This window comes from Chitinophaga sp. ARDCPP14 (genome assembly GCF_051362515.1).
In the GTDB taxonomy this organism is placed as follows: Bacteria; Bacteroidota; Bacteroidia; order Chitinophagales; family Chitinophagaceae; genus Chitinophaga.
In genome coordinates this window covers 99574-123698 of the sequence record NZ_JBKIXB010000009.1, presented here as the reverse complement: position 1 = coordinate 123698, position 24125 = coordinate 99574, and the positions used below count along the sequence as shown (strand labels likewise).

The following is a 24125-nucleotide window of genomic DNA, read 5'->3' as shown; positions in this document are numbered from 1 at the left end:
TTATGAAAAAACTAAGTTGGCTCTTTTGTGTATTGGCGCTTTACATGGCTTGCGGTTGTTCCAAAAAAGAAAAAAAAGTTGACACCCCGCCTCCAGGTCCTCCATCAGATACGGAAAATGTAGTGTATGACGAAACCGGTTGTTTGTACAAGAGTTACAAGAACCTGGTGATGGCTGGCTACCAGGGCTGGTTTGCAGCCGCAGGCGATGCGTCTGACCGCGGATGGTATCATTATCAGAATGGCAGCTGTGGCGGCTTTTTGCCAGGTTGTTCTGCAATTGATTTCTGGCCGGACATGGGCGAATATGTGAAAAAATATAAATCCCCTTTCAGCTTCGCCGATGGCACCGACGCATATTTGTACAGTCCCTACGATGAAGAAAGCGTGGACCTTCACTTTAAATGGATGAAAGATTACGGCATCGACGGCGTTTTCATGCAACGTTTTGTGGTGGAGATCAAAAACTCCAACCCGAAAGGGAAACGGCATTTCAATAAAGTGCTGGAAAATGCACTGAAAGCGGCCAATAAGTACCAGCGCGCTATCTGCGTGATGTATGACCTCAGCGGCTGCACCAGTGAAGATGTGGCGTATATTGAGCAGGACTGGAATGAACTGCAAACGTTATTTTCCCTCTTCGACAATAAAAAGCACCCTTCCTATGTAAGGCACAACGGCAAACCGTTGTTATCCATCTGGGGCGTGGGATTCAATGATAACAGGAAGTATACCATTGCCAATGTAGATCAACTGGTAACAAAGCTCAAAGGAAAAGGCAACAAGGTATCCATTATGCTGGGTGTGCCTTATTACTGGCGCTCGCTGAAAAATGATACAGAAAATTCTTCCCTGCTGCATTCCCTCATCAAACGTTCCGATATTATTATGCCCTGGGCCGTAGGCCGGTACGACAACAACAGCTACAACAACGTGGCCGGCGCGGAGCTGGCGGCTGATATCCAGTGGTGTAACACGAATAAAGTAGATTATGTGCCGCTGGTGTTTCCGGGCTTCAGCTGGGGTAATTTAAAGAACGACGTGGCAGCCTACAATTCCATTCCGCGGCTGAAAGGCGACTTCTTATGGAAGCAGGTGGCAGGCGCACGGATATCCGGGGCGCAGTCGTTATACGTAGCTATGTTTGACGAAGTAGATGAAGGCACCGCTATTTACAAGTGTGCCAGGGAAGGCGAACTGCCACTACATGGCGATAAAAAGTTCGTCGGTATTGAAAAAGATCTGTCGTCCGACTATTATTTATGGCTTACCGGTCAGGCTGGTCGCTGGTTTCATGGTGAAAGCGGCTTCAGTGCCACCAAGCCGGCCAGATAAAACAGTTCATTTCTGTTAAATCATAAAAGCGCCTTGCAGGTAAACCTGCGAGGCGCTTCCGGTACAACACCTTATCTGCTAAGGCTGTTTCTTCATCGCATATTTCAGATATACGTCACCGTTAGAAGTGGAATTAACCACATACCACTTTTTGTTGTCACTGAGCAAAAGCTCGTATGTAACGCCGCTTTTGTTGGTAAGCTCTGTAACCCCTTCTATATGCTTATTATGATACTCTTTCTTTACCGTCAGCAGCACGCTCAGCGGCAATTCACTCTCCTGGCAGTACCTTAAAGCATAAACCAGTGCGCCTGCTTTATCATACCATATCCTGCATTGCGTATCGTTTCTGGTGAAGGAAACAATATAATACTCGCTATCTTCCATCCACGAGGTGGATTTCGCATCCGGGAATGTTTGACTGAACACCCGGAGTACCGTATCATTGGGCGCTGCCATTGCATGGGATAACCACAGTGTAGCGGTTATCATGATGAGGAGTATTTTACTTATACCGCGAAAATTCCGTTTCATAATTTTAAAGTTTAAAGGTGATTTTGTGTTTCACGATGTAAAATTAGGATAGCCCTAAACTTTAAAATTGTACAAAACGGAACAAACGCTTACAAAGACCAAACTGCCAGTTCGTACCCGTCAGGATCCGTGAAATGGAACCGTTTGCCGCCGGGGAAGCTGAAGATGTCTTTTACAATGGTCCCTCCTGCTGCTACAATCTTTTGCTGGGTTGCTTCAATATTGTTTGAATAAAGGATAACCAACACAGTTCCTTTCACCGGTTTACCGGTGGTGAATCCTCCATCTACATAATCCCCTTCAAACGCCGTATAGTCGGGACCGTAGTCAGTGAACTTCCAGCCAAAACTTTTGGTATAAAATGCTTTGGCGCGGCTGATGTCTTTTGACAGGAATTCGAGATACTGTACCTGCTCGTGTTTTAATTTGCTTTCAGAATGTGTGTCTGCCATAGATCTTATGCTTTTTGTAAAGATAAGAAACGACCGTTTTTACCTGTTTGTAAAAAAACGACAACGTTACACATGAATTTCAACTTCGCCTAGTTATCAATAATAAAAGTACCGGCTTCGGCCAGGCCGGGTTGAGGCTGACTGTCGAGCCCTGATACCGGCACCAGTTTAAAATACCTGAAATGCTTTCTGGCGGGAAGATTAAAATACTGTTTATTAGGATGGAGATTAAGCAGTTCAGCGGTACCCAAATTTTCCCAGTTCTGATTATCATTGCCCGCGAGTATCTGCAGCTCTTTTATTTTCCGGTCGCCACTCTTCTGGATAAAAACAAACCCATCTACTGCAAGCGTATCGCCCATGTCTACTGCAATCCAATGGTCAGGGTAGCTGGTGGCGGGTGCGGAATAGCGGGCTATCCAAACTGTAGACGAGTCATCGTCTATTATTCGTATAGCCAACCTGCTGTTGTTAAGCTCCTCCGAGCTGAATCCGGCAATTGACCAATTCTCTTTGGTATACATCTTCCGTACCGGTTCACCGGAAGGCTTCTGCACAAACGAGCCGATTTTAACCGGTACCCCGAAATCAGGCGTGCCATCTGTTTTCCATGTAAAGCGCTGTATCCGGGCATTCCGGGCTCCCCCGCCAGCCGCACTGCGCGCATGGTAGATAAGCCAGTCTTCCGTACCGTCGGGTGATTTGAAAAAACCATTATGACCGGGACCAAAAGCACCACTATCGGCGTTCATTGAAAAAACGGGCGTTGATGTTTTCACCCAATCCGCCGGGTTCATGGGATCACCGTTCGGGTTAAGACTAAGTAATCCCAGGCAATAGGTATCCACCCAGTAGCCGCTGCCTGAATACACAATGAACAGGCGCCCGTCCGGGTTGACGATCACCTGCGGCCCCTCGTTAATGGCATTGCCATTCATTTCCCAGGAGTAGGTGGGGCTGGAGATGGCTACTTTCGCGCCCGTGATGGTCCAGGGATTGCTCATCCGGGCGATGTAGATACGCTGCGGTGCAGCGCCCGCATTGCCGCCGGACCATAACATATACATTTGTCCGTTATGCTTAAAAACAGTTCCGTCTATTGCCCATTGATCCGACGAATCAGCAACCTTTCCTTTCAATGCCCAGGATCCCTGCGTTGGATCGGCGGAGCTGTTTTCCACCACGTACATACGGTGATTGGCATTAGTGCCGTTATCGGCGGCAAAATAGATGTACCATTTGTTATCAATTTCATGAAGCTCGGGCGCCCAGATGTTTTTGGAATACGGCATGCCCTGTGGAGGAATCCATGCATCATGCGGAGTTGCCAAAGCCAGTTCGGTCATGGCGCTTGTTTTGTAAAGCACCAGTTTGCTCCCCTGTGTATACATGAAATAATATATCCCATTCTTTTGGGTGACCCAGGGATCAGCACCCCGTGGTATCAGCGGATTGGTGAAGGTGTTCTCGATAGTAAAATTTGCCTCAGTCACTTCATTAGCCCCTATAGCCAGGGGATGGCCCACCAGCTTTTCGGGATTATTTTTTTTACACGCGGAACAAAGTGCAAGGCATAACCAGGCAAACAAATAGGGTGCTTTTTTTTTCATGGACGAAGCGGATTAACGGTTAACGCGGAAAATAGAATACGCTATTCTAATATACTAAATTATCCGTACAGTTATCGTCACTTCAAACTACTGCATTAAGGCAGCGCCAGCCCGCTTCAGGGTAAGCACCGTTATTTCAGGCCATATGCCAATCCTGCCTTTTAACCCGTGAAAACCAAAGCCCCTGTTTACATAGAGATATTTACCCGCCTGTTTGTAAAGGCCAGCCCATTGCTTGTAGAAATACTTTATCGGACTCCATTTGAAACCAAACAGTTCAATGCCAAACTGCATACCGTGCGTATGCCCCGCCAGGGTAAGATGTACATGTTGTTCATGGTCCACCGTTACTTCATCCCAATGGGATGGGTCATGGGACATCAGGATTTTAAAAGCGTTATCATGTACCCTGGCGGTCGCTTTTTTCAGATCGCCATATTGATGAAAACCGCCTTTCCCCCAGTTCTCCACCCCGATGAGAGCAACATGTTCTCCCTGCTTGTTTATTTCCACCGCTTCATTAAGCAATAATTTAAAGCCGGTTTCCGCATGAATTTCCTTTAGGCGTTTAAGGTTGGCTTCCTTAGCCGCATTACTGTCCCACCTGATATAATCGCCATAGTCGTGGTTACCCAATACGGAATACTTCCCATAAGGCGCCTTCAGTTTCGTAAACATAGGAATCCATCGATCCATTTCCGAAGCCATGTTGTTGACAAGATCCCCTGTAAACACCAGCAAATCGCTGTTCTGGGAATTTACAAGGTCAAGTCCCTTTTGTACGCCTTTAGCATCGCTGAAGCTTCCGGAATGCAAGTCCGATATTTGGGTGATGGTAAAACCGTCAAATGCCTCGGGGAGGTCCGGGAAATAGATCGTTTCCTTTCTTATCTTGTAAAAGTGCTTGCCACGGGTAACACCAAAAACGATGATAAGAAAAATCAGGCCGGCCAGCGCAAGCGCCGCCTCGCTGATGTAAAAGCTTCTAGGCGGGAAGCCCCGGAACAAACGGAGGATATCTTCTGCCAGCAAAATAGGAGAAGAGAATAATTTTGGAATGAAAATCAGCAGCATGGCCGTCATTAGCCCGGAAAGCAGACGCTGCGCCGGCTTACGCGCCCTCAGCATAGATATCGCCGATATAATCCCGGCAATCAGTAAAATATCAATCAGCCAGTAGCTCAGGTGGATAACGGGATCCGGTGTAAGTGTAATAACAGCCTGGTAGAAATAAGTATCGCCTATCAGGAAAAGTAATAATATCAGGAAAAGTCTTCTGGCCATATAGATAAAAACATGTGTAAATTAGTAGACGAACAACTAGCAGGAATATTTTATCCACGGACCGCATCGTTATGAAATACTTAAAAATAAGTTATGAGTAAGGTCAAAGTAGCCGCATTTTCGGTTTCCCTGGACGGGTTCGGTGCAGGAGCCCATCAGGATGTAGAAAATCCGCTCGGTATCAGGGGCGAAGAACTTCACACCTGGATGTTTGAAAGGACCAGTAATGTTGAAAACACCGGCGTGGATGATGACTTCGTTAAGAAGTCAATGGAAAATATAGGCGCCTGGATAATGGGGCGCAATATGTTTGGACCGGTTCGAGGCCCCTGGCCAGATGCTGAATGGAAAGGCTGGTGGGGCCAAAAACCACCCTATCATGTTCCGGTATTTGTTTTAACCCATCATCCAAGGGAATCTTTTGAGATGGAAGGAGGAACCACCTTTCACTTTGTCACCGGCGGTATTGAAGCAGCGCTCGAAAAATCTGAAAAGGCGGCAAATGGAAAAGATATCCGTATCGGTGGTGGCGTTTCAACAATACACCAGTTCTTACAGGCGGGCTGTATCGACGAAATGCACCTGGCATTCGCTCCCATTTTTCTCGGTTCAGGAGAACACCTGTTTTCAGGAATCGATATTCCCGCCATGGGCTTCCATCAAATCGAAAAATTTAACGGAGAAAGAGCCACACATATTATTTTAAAAAAATAACATAACACCCTAAACAGACAGTATGGACAACGCCAATCAGCGTATCGCAAAAATGACATTTGCCTCCGTCTATCCGTTGTATCTCGCAAAAGTGGAAAGGAAAGGCAGAACAAAAGAAGAATTGTATCAGGTGATAACCTGGCTGACCGGCTTCGACAATAAAAAGCTGCAGGAGCTGATAAAAGAAAATGTAACCTTCGCTGCATTCTTCCAACAGGCTTCGCTGAATCCCAACGTAAACCTCATCACAGGCGTCATCTGCGGATACCGTGTGGAGGACATCGAAGATCCTTTAACGCAACAGGTCAGGTATTTGGATAAGCTGGTAGATGAATTGGCGAAAGGCAGAAAGATGGAGAAAATTTTGCGCGGCCAGCAATAAAAGCTACCTGTTTTCGCAAGCCATTAAAATTGATATCCCAAACATCGCCTTTGGAAATTTTATTTCCCAGGTTATATATATTTATTATTATTGTCGGAGCTACATTTTACCGATCCAACCGCTATACTCAAATTATCTTTTCACTTAAAGGTGAGCACTTGCCAATGAGCATCAATTACACACAAAACAATCCGGATGGCGTACCTCCTGATAATCCACGGTTCGACAAAGCTGCCTTTAAGGAGTTATTTAAGCAACATTATCCACCTCTTTGTGTTTACTGTAAGTTGAAATATGGCTTCGACATTCATGCAGCAGAGGAGATTGTTCATTCAGGTTTCATCAAACTTTGGGAAATCCGCCAAACGCTTGCCCCTGACATATCTCCAATATCTTATCTGTATAAAATTGTTAACAATCTCAGTTTAAATACGCTCAGGCATGAAAAAGTAAAGCAACAGTATGCAGTCCATCTGTTGAGAACAACTTCTGAAGATATTGCTGAAACGGACTTTAACAGTATTGATTTAAAGCAGCTAAGTTCCGCAATAGACGCCGCTATTGCAGAACTCCCTGAACAGATGCGCATCATATTTGAACTCAGAAAATCTGAAGGGTTAAAGTACGCGGAAATAGCCAGCCGGTTAAATATATCTGTAAAAACAGTGGACACCCAGATAAGCAGGGCTATGATCAAATTGAAGGAAAAGCTGTCGAAGTTTCTCCTCTTTATTATTGTATTGATTTTCAGCCTCTTGTTAAAAAAGTAAAAATATTTTTTTCCCGCTTGTAGGGAAGAATTCATCATCAGGTGTATAAATAATATAGCGCACATGGAACATAATAATCAATATGACGAGCTTTTAGTCAGATACTTGTTTAATGAGGAAACTGCTGAGGAGAAAGTATTTGTTGAAAACTGGCTCAATGCAAGTGAAGAGAACCAGCGCTACTTTAATCATTTGAAAAAAGTCTGGCAACTTACGGAGCTAAAGCACGACTTAACATATCTGGTGGATGAAACGAAACTGGAAGATAAGTGGAATCGCTTGGAACAAAATTTCCCGGAGGTGGAAGTCCGGGAAATTTCCAAGCCTGTCAACATGTGGCTTGCAGCAGCTGTGGCAGCATCCATCCTTTTAGTAATTGGTGTAGGTTGGCTGCTTTCCCGCAACAACAACGCAGAAAATCCTGTTGCCGGACATACACCGGAAAAGACGGAAAGCGTAAGGTTTGTTGTGCGGCATGAAGTGAATACGACTGGTAAAGAGAAAAGAATTCAGTTAGCAGATGGCTCTTTGATCGTTCTGGCGAACAACAGCGAAGTAACTTACCCGGACCCGTTTACGGATAAACGCGACATATCACTGGTGGGTAAAGCATACTTCAAAGTAGCGCACGACAAGGCAAGACCTTTTACCGTGACCAGTGGTGATATCTCAACTACTGCATTGGGAACTGAATTTACCGTTACTTCTTTTGGCAATTCCAACCAGGTGATAGTCCGTTTATATAAAGGTAAAGTGGTAGTAAAGGCCGTAGATACATCGAACAGTAAAATGGAAGAAGATGTGTACCTGTTACCAGGACAGTCGTTCGTTTACGGCAATCAAAACGCGGCCAATGTGAAGTCATTTAAACTAAACAACAAGGCTGCTCCCGAGCAGATCATCAATGATGAGTTATCTGATGATAAGCCTTCCCTGCCTGAAAATACCGAGGGTTCGTGGTATCAGTTCAACAATCAATTGCTGTCAGAAGTGTTTGATCACCTGTCGCAGCTATTTAATGTGCAAATAGTGTATAAGAAGAAGGATATTCAAAACATATATTTTACAGCCAAATACAATAGAACAGATTCTTTAGAGAACATTTTAAAAGAAATTGCCATCCTTCACAATTTAACGATCACCAAAAAGGATAGCGTTTTCATCATCAGCAAGTAGTATTATAACACGTTAATAATTGCATCCTGCAGGATGAACCTTCAGTCATACTGATACAGACCTTTACTTTTTATTAAAAAAAATTCCACATGAAATTTGAACTGCTTAAATTCAGGGCTGTTCTGGTAGCTCTTCTATTGCTCATACAAATCCTTCCGTCATTCTATGCAAAAGCACAGGAAGGTACCAATTTAGTGAAAGGTATTGTGCATGGCGCAGATAACGAACCTCTTGCAGGCGTGTCAGTTATTATCCGCAACAACAAAACAAACTTTACATCCGGCACCAAAAGTGATACCGCCGGCGTTTTCACCTTTTCCGGTGTGCCTGCCGGTGGACCATACAGTTTTTCTGTTACCATGATTGGCTATGAGTCACAAAAATTATCTGGTTATACACTAAAAGGAGGCGCCACTTTTTCTTTGGTTGTCGACATGAAGCCATCTGCTACGGGCCTGGGAGAAGTGGTCGTTACCGGCGTGTTTGATAAGCGGAAAAAGATGGAAGCATCAGTAGCAATCAGTACTATATCTGCTGCCCAGGCATCCAAACTGGCACTGGTAAGCGCATCCGACATCCTTAAAAATGTTCCGGGTGTTTATGTCAACTCCTCCCTTGGAGAGGTCCGTAACACCGTTTATTCCCGTGGGGTATCAGTGGGTTCCAATGATGGTGCTTCTGGGTATTATTATGTGAGTATGCAGGAAGATGGTTTGCCCGTATCCAATATAACATGCAGTAATTTCGGGCCCGACTACTTCCTTCGTGCCGATGCCACTGTAGGCCGGTTAGAAGCGGTTCGGGGCGGCACCGCATCCATTCTGGGCGCCAATGCGCCGGGCGGTATCTTCAACTACATCACAAAAGAAGGCGGCGACAAAACACAGGGAGAAGTTGTCGCCAAATACGGCCTGGAAGGAAATGGCAAGAATAGCTTCTATCGTACAGACCTTAATGTGGGCGGCCCCCTGGGCAAAAACTGGTTCTGGAATGCCGGCGGGTTTTACCGGTACGCAGAAGGTGCAAGATACCCCGGGTACCCGATGAACAACGGAGGACAATTCCGTGGCAACCTCGTAAAAAAATATTCATCCGGGTCGCTGAAATTCTACGCGAAATATTTAAACGATCACAACGGATGGTTTGAATTTACACCAACGCTTGGTTTTACGAATCCCAAACCGGCGCCGGGCTTCTCAGAAACTTCAAATGTGCTGATGCCCTCCATTCAGCAAAATTTCAGTATCAATCAAACCGGTCAAAACGCCATTTACAACAATAAGGACCTGATTCACTCAACAGATAAATCTGCAGGATTTAACTGGGAACAGCGGTTTGGCGATGGCTGGACATTTAGTAATGCCATGCGTTACTCCGATAAAAGCACCATCTGGAATACCAATGGCTCTGTTTATCCAATACAACTGACTGATCAGGCGATCTATACCCGCATGAATACAATCGGGCAACCGGGCACTTATCACATCCGTGATCTGAAAAACGGCCGGGACCTGGCAACGGTTGAAACTTTGGACGGCCGTAAATTTACGGTAACCCAGAGTAATCTGCCAGGTGGTGAGGTAGTTCCTAACTCTTTGTTTTATGAACCGCTCCTGTTTGTGAGCAATAAAGCAAAAGAATATCTTGACCAGTTTTCTTTAACCAAAAAAATGAAGAACATGAGCTTCACGCTCGGCGGATTCTTTGGTTCTACGAAACTGGACAGGCTTAACGGACGGCTGGGCTTTGCGCTGGGCACAGTAGAGGCTCAACCACAGGTGGTGGGTATTACACGTACCAATCCTGACGGCACCACAGCCCTGGTTACAAATTCAAATGGCGTTATGACTGTAAACAGGGTTGGCCAGACAATCAACCATGTTACCCAAAACCAACTGGCACTATTCTTCGGTCACAACTGGCAAATAACGCCGGCATTAAATCTCGATTGGGGTGTGCGTTACGAAACAGTGCGCGTGAAAGGCTACAACAGCCCATCCGTTGCTAACCAGGATACGGCCGGTGGCGTAGATAAAAACAAGCTCACCTTGTATGATAATGCTTACGCCACTACTCCATCGACCTTCAACTTCAACAACAGCTTAAATACTTTTTCTTATTCAGCGGGCCTGAATTATAAGATTAATAACCACTTCTCCGTTTACGGACGTTATTCGCAGGGTAACAAAGCGCCCGACCTTGATCTGTATATCAATGCCACCAGTGATTTTCTTGTAAAAACATTAGATCCGCAGGCGCAGAAGGTAAGCCAGTTTGAACTCGGCATAAAAGCAAAAACAGGCAACCTGAGTTTATTTGTAACCCCCTTTTACAGTGTGCTGAGCCACGTGCCCAACCTGCAAACATTTCAAAATGCGGATCAGACTAACTACAATCCATTACCGGTATACAATAAATACAGAACTTATGGCGTAGAAGTGGAAGCAGATTATGGCTTTGCAAAGCATTTCAATATTCATGGTGTAATTACCCTGCAAAGGTCAAAAGCCCTGGACTTCAAAACATGGCTGGCAAACAACCCAGGCCCGCAGGATGATTCACTGGTCACTACCTTCTCCGGAAACGAAACGGATAACATCGCGAGGAGTATGATCAATATTACTCCTTCCTACAACCTGGATAAATTCTACGCGCAGTTCACCTGGTCATATATGGGAAAACGCCAGGCAAATGTGGCCAATGCTTTTCTGCTGCCGTCATTCAGCCAGTTCAATTTCAGCGCCGGCTATGATATCTCTAAAAGCTTCCGGTTAAGTTTTATTGTCAACAATATCTTCAATACTTATGGTGTAATGAGCTGGAGCCGCCCGGGTTCATTCAACGAAGCGCTCGACAGGCAAGGATTTACAAAACAGATGTATGAAGATGCCGTGAAGAGTAACCGCCCTTACTCAACCGTTGCTATTGCGCCAAGAGCATATTTCATGACAGCGGCATTTAAATTCTAGTTTAAATAATTACAAATGCACGAATGAGGCCATAGGAATAAGTGATGGCTGCCTATTCGTGCATTTGTAATATCCGTTAATTTTAAACTCCATTTCGTGCAAAGGACAAGCGTATTTTTTGTGCTTCTTTTCTTCTTTGTTAAGGGAAATGCGCAGCAGGTAAACAACGATATCCTCCGTAAAAATTTTATTACCCCGCCAAATGATGCAAAGCCCCGTGTGTGGTGGCACTGGATGAATGGCAACATCACCAAAGATGGTATCCGGAAAGACCTGGAATGGATGCATCGGGTGGGTATCGGCGGCTTTCATAATTTTGAAGTGGAACTTGGCCGCTCGGAGCAGTCGCAGATAGTTGATAAGCCGCTCGTTTATATGACGCCTGAGTGGATCGACGCTTTCAAATTCGCCACCAGACTTGCGGATTCCCTGAAATTAGAAATGGCAATCGCCGCTTCGCCGGGGTTCAGTGAAACCGGCGGTCCCTGGGTAAAGCCGGAAGACGGGATGAAAAAAATAGTGTGGACAGAAGTCCGTGTAAAAGGCGGAGCCACTGGTATTAAAATAGCGCCTGTACCCGGTATTACCGGCCCTTTTCAAAATATGCCTGTTCAGCCTTTTGGTGAACGAAAAACTGATATCTCTAAAAATATAATATTTTATAAAGATGTAGCAGTACTTGCCTGCAAAGTGCCGCAAGCCGACAAATCATTACGTGGCTTGGGCGCGGTTGTAACATCTGGTAGTAACAACTTTACCTTATCTCAACTTACCGATGGCGATTTAAATACAAGCATTCTTTTACCGAAAGACACGGTGAAGGGATATGCCTGGATACAATTTGCCTTTCCGCAACCACAAACGATTAAAGCGGTCAGCATGGTTGGCGGTGGCAACCCCGGCATGTACGGTCAGGGCGCAGACCCGGCAGACAGCCGCGCATTGGAAGCAAGCGACGACGGCGTGAATTACCGGTTGATCACCTATATTCCACCTGGCGCCATTTTACAGCAAACCATCCCTGTGCCTGCAACAACGGCAAAATATTTTCGCATTACCGTGAAGAACCCACCGCCTCCCTTTAACAGGGCGGCCACTATGGGACTCGCCGACAAGAGCAAAAAAAATGCAGGCGGCACCGAAATTGCAGAAATCGTTCTATATACTGCCGACCGGATAAACCGGTTTGAAGAAAAATCGGCGTTTGCACCGGCAGGCAATTTATTGGATCTCAAAAAAACTGCTGAAACCAGCGATACAGTAGATGAGGTGATTAATATTACGGATAAGCTGCGTGCAGATGGAACACTGAACTGGACAGCCCCTCAGGGAGGCGAATGGAGAATTATCCGCTTCGGGTATTCATTGCTTGGCACAATAAATCACCCGGCCTCCTACCCCGCAACAGGATTAGAAGTGGATAAGCTGGACCCGGTCGCCATAAAAAAATACTTCACCACTTACCTGGATCAGTATAAAAATGCAACCGGTAGCCTGATGGGCGGTAAAGGCGCGCTGCAATACCTTGTAACAGACAGCTGGGAAGCCGGCGCACAAAACTGGACTGCTGATCTTCCAGCGGAATTTCAGAAACGCCGTGGTTACAGCATTATTCCCTGGCTACCTGTACTAACAGGCGCCATCGTGAAAAGCGCTGACGCCAGCGAGGCGTTTCTGTTTGATTTCAGGAAAACATTGGGGGAAATGGTGGCCGCATATCATTACGATGCGCTCACCGATATTCTCGCAGCATACGGCTTGAAGCGCTATTCCGAATCGCATGAAGATGGCCGCGCATTTATCGGCGATGGCATGGAGGTAAAAAGAACCGCAGCTATCCCTATGTCTGCGTTATGGACACCTAACCCCGTCATCAATCAAAACGATCAGACAAAATATACGATTGATATCAGGGAATCCGCATCGGTAGCGCATTTGTACGGGCAAAATTTAGTAGCTGCGGAATCCTTAACCGCCTTGGGTGTGGGCGGATCTGCGTGGGCGTATTACCCCGGGAATTTAAAATCAAGTGCAGACCTGGAACTGGCCAGTGGCGTAAACCGTTTTGTGATTCATTGTTCGCCCCACCAGCCGTCGGATACCAAAATTCCCGGGCTTGGCCTTGGACCATTCGGCCAGTGGTATACCCGCCATGAAACATGGGCTGAACAGGCAAAAGTATGGAACGACTATCTGGCCCGCAGCAGCTATTTATTGCAGCAGGGCAGGTTTACAGCCGATATTGCTTATTACTATGGAGAAGATGATAATATCACCAACCTCTTTGGGAGAAAACCGCCGGTCATTCCGGAAGGATATGATTATGACTTCATCAATACAGATGCACTCATTCATCTTTTGTCGGTAAAAGATGGTAAATTAATTACGCCGGCCGGCATGAGCTACCGCGTGCTGGCACTGGATAGCAGCGCTGTTAAAATGACATTGCCGGCATTGCGTAAACTAAGGGATCTCGTAAGATCCGGCGCCACGATTACCGGTGTAAAACCAATAGCCACACCAAGTCTGGCTGATGACCCAAATGAATTCAATACACTGGTACATGAAATATGGGCCTCATCAAATCCAAACGTTACAGTAAATAAACCTTTGAGAGAAGTCCTTTCTTCTTTAAATATCCCCCCTGATTTTGAGTATACCAAACCGAAAAATAATTCACACCTGCTATATGTGCATCGCAAATTACCAGGTGGTGATATCTATTGGGTAAACAACCGGAACGACCGGGATGAAGCAGTAGAAGCGATATTCCGGATCAGTGGAAAAGTGCCACAGATCTGGCATCCGGAGACAGGAAGCATGGAACCGGCATCTTACAAAATAGCAAACAACCGCACCACCGTGTCCTTGAAGCTGACGCCAAATGACGCTGTGTTTGTGGTATTCCTGTCAGATGCCAAAAAAAATGCCGTTACCCTCCCCGCCAAAACTGAAAAGGAGATAACAACGACAGATGGTTCCTGGCAGGTGATGTTCCAACCCAATCGAGGTGCGCCGGATAGTGCCACTTTTGATAGGCTGACCTCTTATACGGAAAACAGCAATGCAGGTATCAAGTACTTTTCCGGTACAGCCACCTATACAAAGCATATCAATCTCCCTTCAAACGCTATCATGAAAGGCGAACGATTATGGCTAGACTTAGGCGATGTAAAGAACCTGGCAGAAGTTGTGGTCAATGGAAAACCGCTGGGTATACTATGGAAGAAGCCCTTCCGGGTAGATGCAACCAGTGCTTTCAAAGCAGGAGATAACAAACTGGAAATAAAGGTCACCAATCTTTGGGTGAACCGTTTGATCGGTGATGCACAACCCGGTGTTACAAATAAGATTACTTATACAACCCTGCCTTTTTACAGCGCCGGTTCACCTTTGCAGCCATCGGGGTTATTGGGGCCGGTGAAAATTTATCGATACTAATCAGAAAGCCTCCTTCCAATATTCCCGGAAGGAGGCTTTGCTACGAATGGGCGCTGCCTATTCCACTTCTTCCACATCTCCCATCTTCCACACTTTATCAAAGAATGCTTTTTCAGGGCCATAAAAACGTGCTAATAATTCAAATGGTTTTCCTTGTTGTGTCGGTACCCAATTACTTTCTTTGCCGGCAGGCGCTTTTGCCCCGAAGTAAACATCAACCGAACCATCACTGTTTTTCTGAAGCCCCGGCGTAGTGGATGCGCGACTGGAATATGCCATGCCGGGAATTAATGCATGTGTATTGCCATCATAGGCTGTTACCGACCAATACAGTTTTACCGGAACTTTGGCAGGCAAATGCAAACGATACAATCTGGAGCCATCCAAGGGCTGGCCTTTATTGTCGCTGATTGTCATTAAATAATATTGCCCCGTACCTAAATGTTTTGCACTGAAATATGCCATTGAAAAGACTGTAGCACGACTATCTATCGGATATTCATTGGCATCCGCATAGTTGCTCATTATTTCTTTTACAACTGTAGGAGAAGCAGGGAGTGCCCAGTGCGTACCTTCATAAAAAGGCGGTGTAAATACTCCCTGGTATTTTTTATTGATCCATTGTTTCGCATCTGTTATGGCAGCTGTAAGAATTTCTTTGGTACGTGTATCCGGGTTAAATGTTTTTCCTTTTTCAATACCAATGGATTTGAGGGGATCAATCATTGCTTTGTCGCGCGTTAACCAGGGTTCCCGTTGTACAAACTGATTAAGCAATTCAAAGAAATGAGTATCGTAAGGTATGGTAGTGTTAAAATCAACATTCAGTAAGTCGACAAATGTTGTTTGCGGCGGATTGGCAGCTTGTGCGTAAGGATAGATTTTTACGCTTTTACCATATTCAATTGCCCTTGCGAGATCTTCTTTGTTTCCGGTTGCAAGATTAGAGCGAAGTATCGCATAGCCAACGTAAGTGGATGAAGGCATTGGAATATATCCTGCCGGAATTTTGTCTTTATAATCCGGCGGCAGAATGAGATATTTACCACCTTTCCCTTTATCAACACCCGCCGGCCCTACGTCTTCAATAGCTGTTTGCCAGAATCATCTAAACTACCTGTTATAGAAGATACCCCTGCCGCCGCGGGAATTTCCAATACTACCGGCCCCTTTCGCGTGTCATAAAATGGGTTCACATAAATCACATCCGGGTTAGGAGTGAGTGTCTGGTTTTTTGAAGTCGCAAGCCCCGACCAATAAACCACCTGGTTATAATCACCTTTTGCTTTATTAAGCGCTTCTATAAACAATTCAAAATTTACCGCCGGCATGCCCCACACAACTGCATTAAAACCGCGACTGTATAATGCCCGTTCATCTACATTAGCCGGTGTAAAAGTTGCTGTTTCAACTGCACTGCTATCGGCTGGAGTATGATTGGTTTCTGTGTGCTTATTTTGTGTGCAATTTGCAAAAAGCAGCGCTGTAAAAAACGGATAGAGGGCTTTTTTCGCTATGCTCCGGAGTATTGACAGAATTAGCAACAGAAAAATATAAGCCGATCTGAGAGGAAAAATAAATCGCATAAACATAATTAGTTATGAATTATTAAAATCATTCAACTTAATTTGTTTATGCAAGGAAAAGAAAGTGATATCATTAACAACAAAAACCAGGGTTAAATGTTTATCGATCGTGCAACTATCCTCATCCCCGCCAGATTCGTCCGTATTGCCCCCCCTTCCGTCACAAGAAACATATGTAATTTGATGCTGGTGAAAATAGGAAAAGGATTTTTCTTTCGTACACAACAGCCTTATTGCCATTCTGCCAAAACGCAGGACTGGCTGGCGGCTGAGGAAAAAGAAGATAATTTTCGCATGTCAAGTACGTGTCGCTAATAGTGTGAAAAAACGGGTAAAAGCGTATAAAAACGACATTTGACATAATACGTTATAGTCTCAAAAAAATCATTTCCTTATTGCGTTTTGTTGTGCGCGAAGCATTTTAATTTGATCTTTTACTCTTCCACTTATGGCATCAATCGAGAAACTCGCCGGATCTTGACTTGGCGGATAAGTGACGAATGATTGCAAAAATATGGCTCCTTTTTGAATGCCTTCTGCCACAATGAACATTTTCGTCGCCCACCATTTTTCGTACACAAAAGAAGTAATATCGGCTCTCTCGTAGGGGTCCATTCGTAAATGGAATAATTTGGGAACGCGGAGCGGTGTGAATGGATTTGCCCAAATAGCAAAACCACCTGGCATTCTTTGTTCCTGAAAGACAATTTTCCAATCGTTCATTCTCATCGATACAAGAACTGCGTCATCATTAAAATAATAGAATTCGGTTCTTGCCGATTTTTTTTGTTTTCCTGTCAGGTATGGCAACTGGTTGAAGCCATCCAAATGCACTTTGAAATTGGTGCCCTGTGATTGATATCCGGTTAACAATTTTTCTTTTATGGTAGTGTCTCCTGCAGCGGCTAATATAGTTGGGAACCAATCCAAACCTGACATAATTTCATTAGATATTTTACCGGCGGCAATGTGGCCGGGCCAACGGATAAATGCAGGCACCCGGAAAGCACCTTCCCAGTTAGCATCTTTTTCACTTCTGAATGGAGACATTGCAGCATCCGGCCAACTGAACATATTGGGGCCATTATCAGTAGTATAGATAACAATTGTATTGTCCGTGATACCCAGATCATCCAGTGCTTTCAATATCAAACCTACATCAGCGTCATGCTCCAACATGCCATCAGCATATTCATTGCCAGGCATACCGCTCTGTCCGATCATCGACGCACGAACATGCGTAAAGGCGTGCATACGCGTTGCATTCATCCAGCAGAAGAAGGGTTTTCCGGCCGCATTTTGCCGCTTGATAAAATCGATGGCTGCTGCAAAAGTCTCGTCATCTATCGTTTCCATCCGCTTTTTAGTCAGAGGTCCCGAGTCTTCAATTTTTTGTTTGCCAACTTTTCCAAAGCGCGGGTCGACTGTCGGGTCATCTACGTTTGTTGCTTTACATTTTAACACTCCCCTTACCATATACGATCTTGCAAATGCGCTATCCTGGTAAGGATAAGTGGGATCCTCAGGTTCTTCTTCTGCATTCAGGTGATACAAATTGCCAAAGAATTCGTCGAAGCCATGTACCGTTGGCAGATACTTATTCAAGTCACCCAAGTGGTTCTTACCGAATTGTCCGGTAGCGTACCCGAGCGGCTTGAGCGCCTGTGCAATGGTGATGTCACGGGCTTGCAAGCCTATATCTACACCAGGCATGCCTACCTTAGACAGTCCGGTACGATAGCAGCTTTGCCCCGTAATGAAGGTAGAGCGCCCGGCCGTACAACTGTTTTCGGCATAATAGTCGTTAAACATAATTCCTTCTTTAGCTACCCGGTCGATATTAGGAGTTTCATATCCCACTAAACCGTGCGTGTATGCGCTAATATTGGTTTGCCCGATATCATCTCCAAAAATCACCAGAATGTTTGGTTTGTTAACGGTTTGCGCTTTAGCCGTCGGCGGAATGACCACACCTACAGCTAACCAAACTCCTGTGACGGCCATTTTACCGTAGAGTTTCATTTTTATTCCGGATATTTTTTTCATCATAGAATGTATTTAACAGATTTTACGTCGTTTGTTGGGCAACGCCTAATCATGAACCGCTCATTAATCTTCCGGTTGCCTTTCTTATACGACGAACATCCTGTCATTGTTAATAGTAAGAATGCCTCAGATAGCCAGCTTCTATTGCGCCAGAACTTTTCGGCAGTTGCTGCACTTGGTGGGAAAAAGAAGTAGTATTTAGCTAATAGGAATTAGAGACCTTTACGCCGGGTGGGGATGGAGGCTATAAGTTACAAGTGCTAGTAGAAACAGCCTGCCGCTAAATAACATTTTCATGAGGGTGCTTTTTGCATTATATAATTTGGCGCCAGTACATGCCTTGGATGCATAAACATGGCGGCCAATATTAAAACCTGATGAATGCTATTTGATGCGAAGGGTATTTAATAGATAACACGAGAACTCGCATATTGTTCAGTAATTCTGCATCCAATGCCGGACGGCAGAAGCAAAACAGATTGATCTCGTTGACTATCTGGCTTTATTGGGCCACTTGCCCCAAATAATAAGAAACCAAGATTATTGGTATCTGTCCCCGCTGCGGGAAGAAAAAACGCCATCCTTCAAAGTCAACAGGCAAATAAATGTATGGTATGACCACGGAATCGCTAAAGGTGGCAATCTGGTGGATTTCGGGACTCTGTACTTTAAGTGCAGTATTGCAGATCTGCTATGCCGCCTATCCAACCAACCATCTGACCTGATTCTTTCTTTTCACCCGCCTTCCCCTACCAATAACCAGCACCCGGCTTTCATCGCTGATGAAAAAAAAGATACAACCCGAAGCAAAATTGTTATTGTGGATGGAGCAATATAAACAAGTGCATCTTTTCCTGGATAAAGATATGGGAGGTTTTAAACTTCACTGCCATGCTAAACCACATGGCAGCAAACCTCAACCAGATCGCCAGAAAACGTAACAGCAGGGAAGAATTAAACCTGATTGAACGTACCGGTTTAAGCAAATTATCCGAAGAACAGAAGCGGCAACTTTCCCAAAAAGACAGCCTTCGGCATAAGGATCGGGCAGAAGTATTGTTTTATAATAAGTGCTTTGGGAACAAGTATGAACTGACAAAAGACTTTAAAGATGTTGCTAAATTGAGCAAACGGGTAGAGATCCCCGTGTTACACTTATCACTTCGCCTGGCTCCCGGTGAAACTCTTTCCAGAAATCAATTAGCAGAGGTAGGTAGGGAATGTGCCAATGAATTCGGGGTAGCAGACAACCAATACATTTGTGTATTGCACAAGGATACAAACGAACAACACATACATATTGTCGCCAACCAGGTAGGCTATAATGGAAAAACAGCCAACGATAGCAACAGCTTTAAGAGAATGGCTACTCTCTGCCGGAGACTGGAAAAACAATACAAATTAAAGGAAGTTTAAGCCCCGAGCCTTTCTGTCACCCCAATAGAATTCAGAGTTTGAGCAAAAAATGCAGGTGTTGAAGTATAAGGTAATTAAAGGTCGGGGAATAGCTTTTATTGATGATAAAAAAGTAAAAATAAAAGGCAGTGAGGTTGGGTTTTCATTAGCGAAAATAGAAAGGATTTTAAATATAAGACCGGAATTGACAGCAAAACAGGCAGAGCAAAAAATAACATCCTGGAAAATGTAAGAGACCACTGAAAGCTTACGCCTACGTGGAAAATGCTTCAGCTAACCCAGCAAACAACACGAATAGCACATTCGCCGATTGTCCCCGCAATACAGGAATTGAGTAGCTTATTAGAGCTGCTTTTACAATCAGAATATACTCCTAATTATTTACCTTATGAGCTAACCGCGGAGGGATTTAAACAAATGCAAAAGAAGAAGCGATCCAAAAAATAGAGGAATGCGTCATTAAGAAACGAGTCGATTAAAGTAAATAGGCATCCACAATTCATGTGAAATAAGCATTATGTTTTTCTCGCCGGATGAGGTTTAGAAACGAGTAAATTATATTTTAAAAACCTCTTTCCAGAACAATACCGCTTTATATACTGTTATATCATTTACTCTCACTATCGGGAGATTCTCCCAAACTGTAATTAGCAAAAATCAAAACTGGGTTATCGGTATTGAATTTTAGTTTGTATTTATATGTAATATCGGATATATGTATAATAAACTAATATCGAATATACTGGTACTGATTTTCAGATGTGATTTCTGTGTAATCCAAACACATAAATAGGGATAAGTATTGCTATAACCAAACCTTATTATTTATGCTCAAGATATCTGTTATCAGTCTCTGGGGTGTGATTATATCATACACACTTTATGAGTTTCAAACAACCTGGCGGCGAATGATAACAAACACACCTATAATGAAGATTCTGGCAATTCTGTTAACGACTATTATTGCAGTTGCACTGTCGGTGAATAAAAGCAATGCACAGGACAACGAGCAGTCTGCCGCACAAGCCAATAACCCGCTTGCGAACATGACGGCTTTAAACTTCCATGACTACTATGTTGCTAAACTGAGTAATGCAGAAAGCGGCTCCTACATGAACACCGGTTGGATCAGGTTCGCCAAACCATTTGCAAAGGGGAAATTATTGCTACGTGCCTCCGCTCCACTGAGCACCATGTCCATACAGCAAACGTATAATGGCACAGTGACCAATACCACTTCAAATGGATTAGGAGATGTAAAATGCTTTCGTTTCTTACAATTTTATTTCTAAACCTACTGCCACCGTTGGCATCGGGCCAATGGTGACTACCCCCAGTGCTACAACGCAACCATTGGGCGCTGGCAAATGGCAAGGTGGCTTTGCACTTGTCGCCTTTATTGCCAAATCACCTATTTTTCAGTTTGGAGGACTTATTACCTGGCAGGCTTCCTTTGCCGGACAGGCCGACAGAACATCAACAAGCCTGGCGGCATTGCAACCATTTTACTTCTGGCAATTGGGAAAAGGTACTTATTTACGTGGTGCGCCTATATGGGCTTTTGATTTTAAGAATGAAGCATATTCTGTACCGTTGGCATTGGGCATCGGAAAAGTTGTAAAGCTCGGAGGGACGGTATTTAATTTATTTGTAGAACCACAATATTCGATGCTGGTATATGGCGTGCAGCCACAGTTTCAGGTGTTTACAGGAATTAACTTACAATTCATGGCTGGCAAATAGTGGTAACAACCTTAAATAAACATTTTCAGGTTTATACTTAAAATTTTAAAAAGATGAAAAAAATAAACATCTTCCTGATCTGCTCATCCATAATTCTCTTCTATTCATGTGCGGAAACCCAAAAAACCAAAAATGAAAATGCTGATGCTGTCGGTGTCGCACAGTCTACAAAAGTGAGTACAGGCGTTGGTAAAAATGGGGAAGCATCGGCAGAGAATCCGGCGTTTACCGATAATGGTGGTGAGATAGTTACTATGGATAACATGGTCCGGGCAGAAACTGCAAAATATTTAGCCGCGGAAACCATAGAAGCCGGCCCGAATAAATTCAGACATGAAAGAAACGGTATTGATCTGAAAAATCAGACCATCATCCGTTCCAATTTTGACCTTATCTATTCATACGCAGTTTACGACGCCAGTGGTGGAATTACCATTACAAACCCCCAATACGACCTTTACCAGATTGTTCAGGTGATTGATGAAAACCATGTAACGGTTGGTGTATGCTATCCTGGGCAAACGCTCACTATTGGGAAAAAAGACCTGTCATACGGTGATCATGTCTATTTATTTATGAGAACGCAACCACGTTCCTATGATGAAAAAGGAATGGAAGAAATGAGAAAGCGACAGGATGCCATTGTCGTTACAGCCGGAGCTTCCAATCCTTACGTGTCGGCTGTTAAATATGATGTAAGTTCTTTTAATAAACTCCGGAATGAACTTATTCATAGAGCCATTAGTGAGGGCGTTATTGAAAAAGGATTCGTAGACAATATCAAGGATACACTCACACCTCAGTATCAGATGATAAATCTGGCAGGCTGGGGCGGACTTCCCGCTAAGCATGCCTACTATTTTGTGGTAGTACCTGGAGATGAAGGAGCAAAGAACGCTGAACATAGTAGCGTGACATTTAAGAAACCTGATCTGCAATATGGTCGTGCTGGATATTGGTCAATCACCATATATGATGAACAAGGCTGGGTGGTAACGGACCCATTCAACACAAACAGTGCAAAAGCAAAGCCTAATCCGGATGGAACTATTACACTCAACTTTAATGGTTCCGATTCCGATATTAACAATATCAAGGTACCTAAAAACTGGAACGCACTGTTCAGGTGTTATCTTCCAACATCAGTACCTTCTATGATTGCTTACAAAGAGGACTTTGTAAAAAATCACCGGGTTTTGAAAGTAAAATGACATCCTTTAATAATACACTTTCCAAAATAAAATCTTTAACCATGAGCAGCGTTAGTCAACAAAAAATAACTATACTGAAAAAGTTCACCTTTGCTTTTATAAGCGGGGCAGCCATTATGCTGGTGGGTTGCAACTCATCGACAAAAAACACAAATACTGATAGCACTGGGGCGGCGGTAGCAAACAGTGATAGCACAGTGAGCGTTACTAAAGATAATTTTGCTTTTGCCATGACAGACCTGGCAATGCAGAAAGAATTTGAACAAGGAGCCAATAATGCCTGGAACCATCACCGTAAACCAATGCCACTGGATGAACAACCGGCTCCACTTATGAACCGGGATACGGAGTATTCATTTGCTATTCTTGATGGTAAAGGCGATGTAGCAATTACACTTCCGCAGAATGACGGCAGATATATGTCGCTTCATGTCATGAATCATGACCATACAACTTATAAAGTGCTTTATGGACCCGGCAGATATGTTATACCAGCTTCCAAAAGCAGTGACTTTTTCTATGCAAATGTAAGAATGCAGGTTAATCCAAAAGACCCTGCAGATATAAAGAAGGTAAATGATTACCAGGACCAGTTAAAAATAGAATTCCTGAATAATTATAAACCAAGGAGCTTCAAGGTAACCAATTGGAATATGGACGAGTTTAATAAAGTCCGTAATCATTACGTGGAACTGGCACAGAAGGAAGGTGTAAAGGGTACTATGGGCACAACAGACAATCCGGTTTCCCTGGAAGCGAGAAACAGAGGTGTAGCCATAGCCACTGGACTATTACCTGACAAAGATGCTGTTTATCTTACGGCGAAACATGAAGCGCAAAAAGGTAAAACATACAAAGCTACCTTTAATGTACCGGAACTCGCAGACCCCAAATTGGGATTTTACTCGGTCACCATATACGGTGATGATCAATACCTGAAGACAGACGAAGGATCAACGATCAGTAACAGTGAAATAAAATTAAACGCCGATGGCAAAACCTTTGATCTGTACTTTGTACCAAAGGAGGAATTTGGTAAAGGAAAACATAGCAATGAACTCATTATTCCTACAGAGCCATTCTGGACATGTACACGTATTTATATGCCTGGAAAATCTATATTAGATGGTAAATATAAGCTGCCCGAACTCAAATAATAATGACGATAATTTAAATTAGCGCAGGAATAATATACGCGCTGGACGCAGACCTTCCCGAAAATAAAAAGTGGACAAACCAAGATCAATCTCGATTTGTCCACTTTTAGTGCCCAGAACTGGATTCGAACCAGCACACCCTTGCAGGCGCTGCGACCTGAACACAGTGCGTCTACCAATTTCGCCATCTGGGCAACTGATATTGTGTCAGGGCTGCAAATATAAGCAGCCATTTTATTTTTCCAAAATTTCACTGGGATTTTTTTTCAGTCAACCGCCACAACTCCCCTGAAAACCAGC

At 44.1% G+C, this 24125-nt stretch carries 20 protein-coding genes, 1 tRNA gene and 1 pseudogene; 14 read left to right on the top strand and 8 right to left on the bottom strand.

Annotated features, from left to right (window positions below):
* The first annotated feature begins 2 nt into the window (after positions 1-2).
* Positions 3-1334: a glycoside hydrolase family 71/99-like protein gene (locus ACLHR0_RS23290; protein ID WP_370910268.1), complete on the top strand. Its 1332-nt coding sequence runs from the start codon at positions 3-5 to the stop codon at positions 1332-1334.
* A gap of 78 nt (positions 1335-1412) precedes the next feature.
* Here ACLHR0_RS23290 and ACLHR0_RS23285 read toward each other — a convergent pair whose 3' ends face one another.
* From ACLHR0_RS23285 to ACLHR0_RS23270, 4 genes are all read right to left on the bottom strand, one after another.
* Entirely contained in the window at positions 1413-1868 is a 456-nt protein-coding gene (locus ACLHR0_RS23285) for a hypothetical protein (protein ID WP_370910267.1), read from the bottom strand.
* Between the two features lie 89 nt (positions 1869-1957).
* Positions 1958-2320 carry a VOC family protein gene (locus tag ACLHR0_RS23280; RefSeq protein WP_429047586.1) on the bottom strand — a complete coding sequence of 121 codons (363 nt, stop codon included), beginning with the start codon at positions 2318-2320 and terminating at the stop codon, positions 1958-1960.
* 89 nt (positions 2321-2409) lie between these two features.
* Positions 2410-3930: a family 43 glycosylhydrolase gene (locus tag ACLHR0_RS23275; RefSeq protein WP_436489913.1), complete on the bottom strand. Its 1521-nt coding sequence runs from the start codon at positions 3928-3930 to the stop codon at positions 2410-2412.
* 87 nt (positions 3931-4017) lie between these two features.
* A complete protein-coding gene (locus tag ACLHR0_RS23270) occupies positions 4018-5214 on the bottom strand; it encodes a metallophosphoesterase (protein WP_436489911.1) in 1197 nt (398 codons plus the stop codon).
* Positions 5215-5307: 93 nt separating this feature from the next.
* Between ACLHR0_RS23270 and ACLHR0_RS23265 the strand changes: the two genes are divergently transcribed.
* The 6 genes from ACLHR0_RS23265 to ACLHR0_RS23240 all read left to right on the top strand — a co-directional run bounded on the left by ACLHR0_RS23265 (position 5308) and on the right by ACLHR0_RS23240 (position 14666).
* Positions 5308-5928 carry a dihydrofolate reductase family protein gene (locus tag ACLHR0_RS23265; RefSeq protein ID WP_436489910.1) on the top strand — a complete coding sequence of 207 codons (621 nt, stop codon included), beginning with the start codon at positions 5308-5310 and terminating at the stop codon, positions 5926-5928.
* Between the two features lie 22 nt (positions 5929-5950).
* Positions 5951-6310 carry a DUF2200 domain-containing protein gene (locus ACLHR0_RS23260; RefSeq protein ID WP_436489908.1) on the top strand — a complete coding sequence of 120 codons (360 nt, stop codon included), beginning with the start codon at positions 5951-5953 and terminating at the stop codon, positions 6308-6310.
* Positions 6311-6474: 164 nt separating this feature from the next.
* Entirely contained in the window at positions 6475-7080 is a 606-nt protein-coding gene (locus ACLHR0_RS23255; protein ID WP_370910262.1) for an RNA polymerase sigma-70 factor, read from the top strand.
* 63 nt (positions 7081-7143) lie between these two features.
* The gene (locus ACLHR0_RS23250; protein ID WP_436489906.1) at positions 7144-8256 is read left to right on the top strand and encodes a FecR family protein; all 1113 of its coding nucleotides are present in this window, start codon (positions 7144-7146) and stop codon (positions 8254-8256) included.
* 89 nt (positions 8257-8345) lie between these two features.
* Complete coding sequence (locus ACLHR0_RS23245) at positions 8346-11225, top strand: TonB-dependent receptor (RefSeq protein ID WP_436489905.1); 2880 nt, start codon at positions 8346-8348, stop codon at positions 11223-11225.
* A gap of 96 nt (positions 11226-11321) precedes the next feature.
* A complete protein-coding gene (locus tag ACLHR0_RS23240) occupies positions 11322-14666 on the top strand; it encodes a glycosyl hydrolase (RefSeq protein ID WP_436489903.1) in 3345 nt (1114 codons plus the stop codon).
* A 57-nt stretch (positions 14667-14723) separates the two neighbouring features.
* Here the strand turns inward: ACLHR0_RS23240 and ACLHR0_RS23235 are convergent, their stop codons facing one another.
* The 3 genes and pseudogenes from ACLHR0_RS23235 to ACLHR0_RS23225 all read right to left on the bottom strand — a co-directional run bounded on the left by ACLHR0_RS23235 (position 14724) and on the right by ACLHR0_RS23225 (position 18301).
* Entirely contained in the window at positions 14724-15083 is a 360-nt protein-coding gene (locus tag ACLHR0_RS23235) for a DUF1214 domain-containing protein (protein ID WP_436490072.1), read from the bottom strand.
* Between the two features lie 516 nt (positions 15084-15599).
* Positions 15600-15997, bottom strand: a pseudogene (locus ACLHR0_RS23230) (DUF1254 domain-containing protein); the annotation flags it as partial.
* Positions 15998-16636: 639 nt separating this feature from the next.
* Positions 16637-18301, bottom strand: coding sequence for an arylsulfatase (locus ACLHR0_RS23225; protein WP_436489902.1), 1665 nt, complete (start codon positions 18299-18301; stop codon positions 16637-16639).
* 502 nt (positions 18302-18803) lie between these two features.
* On the opposite strand from ACLHR0_RS23225, the gene ACLHR0_RS23220 reads away from it, so the two are divergent.
* From ACLHR0_RS23220 to ACLHR0_RS23190, 7 genes are all read left to right on the top strand, one after another.
* A complete protein-coding gene (locus ACLHR0_RS23220; protein WP_436489900.1) occupies positions 18804-19136 on the top strand; it encodes a CHC2 zinc finger domain-containing protein in 333 nt (110 codons plus the stop codon).
* A 53-nt stretch (positions 19137-19189) separates the two neighbouring features.
* The gene (locus ACLHR0_RS23215) at positions 19190-19714 is read left to right on the top strand and encodes a relaxase/mobilization nuclease domain-containing protein (protein ID WP_436489898.1); all 525 of its coding nucleotides are present in this window, start codon (positions 19190-19192) and stop codon (positions 19712-19714) included.
* A 58-nt stretch (positions 19715-19772) separates the two neighbouring features.
* A complete protein-coding gene (locus tag ACLHR0_RS23210; protein WP_436489896.1) occupies positions 19773-19946 on the top strand; it encodes a hypothetical protein in 174 nt (57 codons plus the stop codon).
* A gap of 697 nt (positions 19947-20643) precedes the next feature.
* Positions 20644-21006: a hypothetical protein gene (locus ACLHR0_RS23205; RefSeq protein WP_436489894.1), complete on the top strand. Its 363-nt coding sequence runs from the start codon at positions 20644-20646 to the stop codon at positions 21004-21006.
* Between the two features lie 28 nt (positions 21007-21034).
* Complete coding sequence (locus ACLHR0_RS23200; protein ID WP_436489892.1) at positions 21035-21457, top strand: hypothetical protein; 423 nt, start codon at positions 21035-21037, stop codon at positions 21455-21457.
* A gap of 53 nt (positions 21458-21510) precedes the next feature.
* Complete coding sequence (locus tag ACLHR0_RS23195) at positions 21511-22668, top strand: DUF1214 domain-containing protein (protein WP_436489890.1); 1158 nt, start codon at positions 21511-21513, stop codon at positions 22666-22668.
* A gap of 41 nt (positions 22669-22709) precedes the next feature.
* Complete coding sequence (locus ACLHR0_RS23190; protein ID WP_436489888.1) at positions 22710-23825, top strand: DUF1254 domain-containing protein; 1116 nt, start codon at positions 22710-22712, stop codon at positions 23823-23825.
* A 110-nt stretch (positions 23826-23935) separates the two neighbouring features.
* Here ACLHR0_RS23190 and ACLHR0_RS23185 read toward each other — a convergent pair.
* Positions 23936-24019: transfer RNA gene (locus ACLHR0_RS23185), tRNA-Leu, on the bottom strand.
* Between the last annotated feature and the right edge of the window lie 106 nt (positions 24020-24125).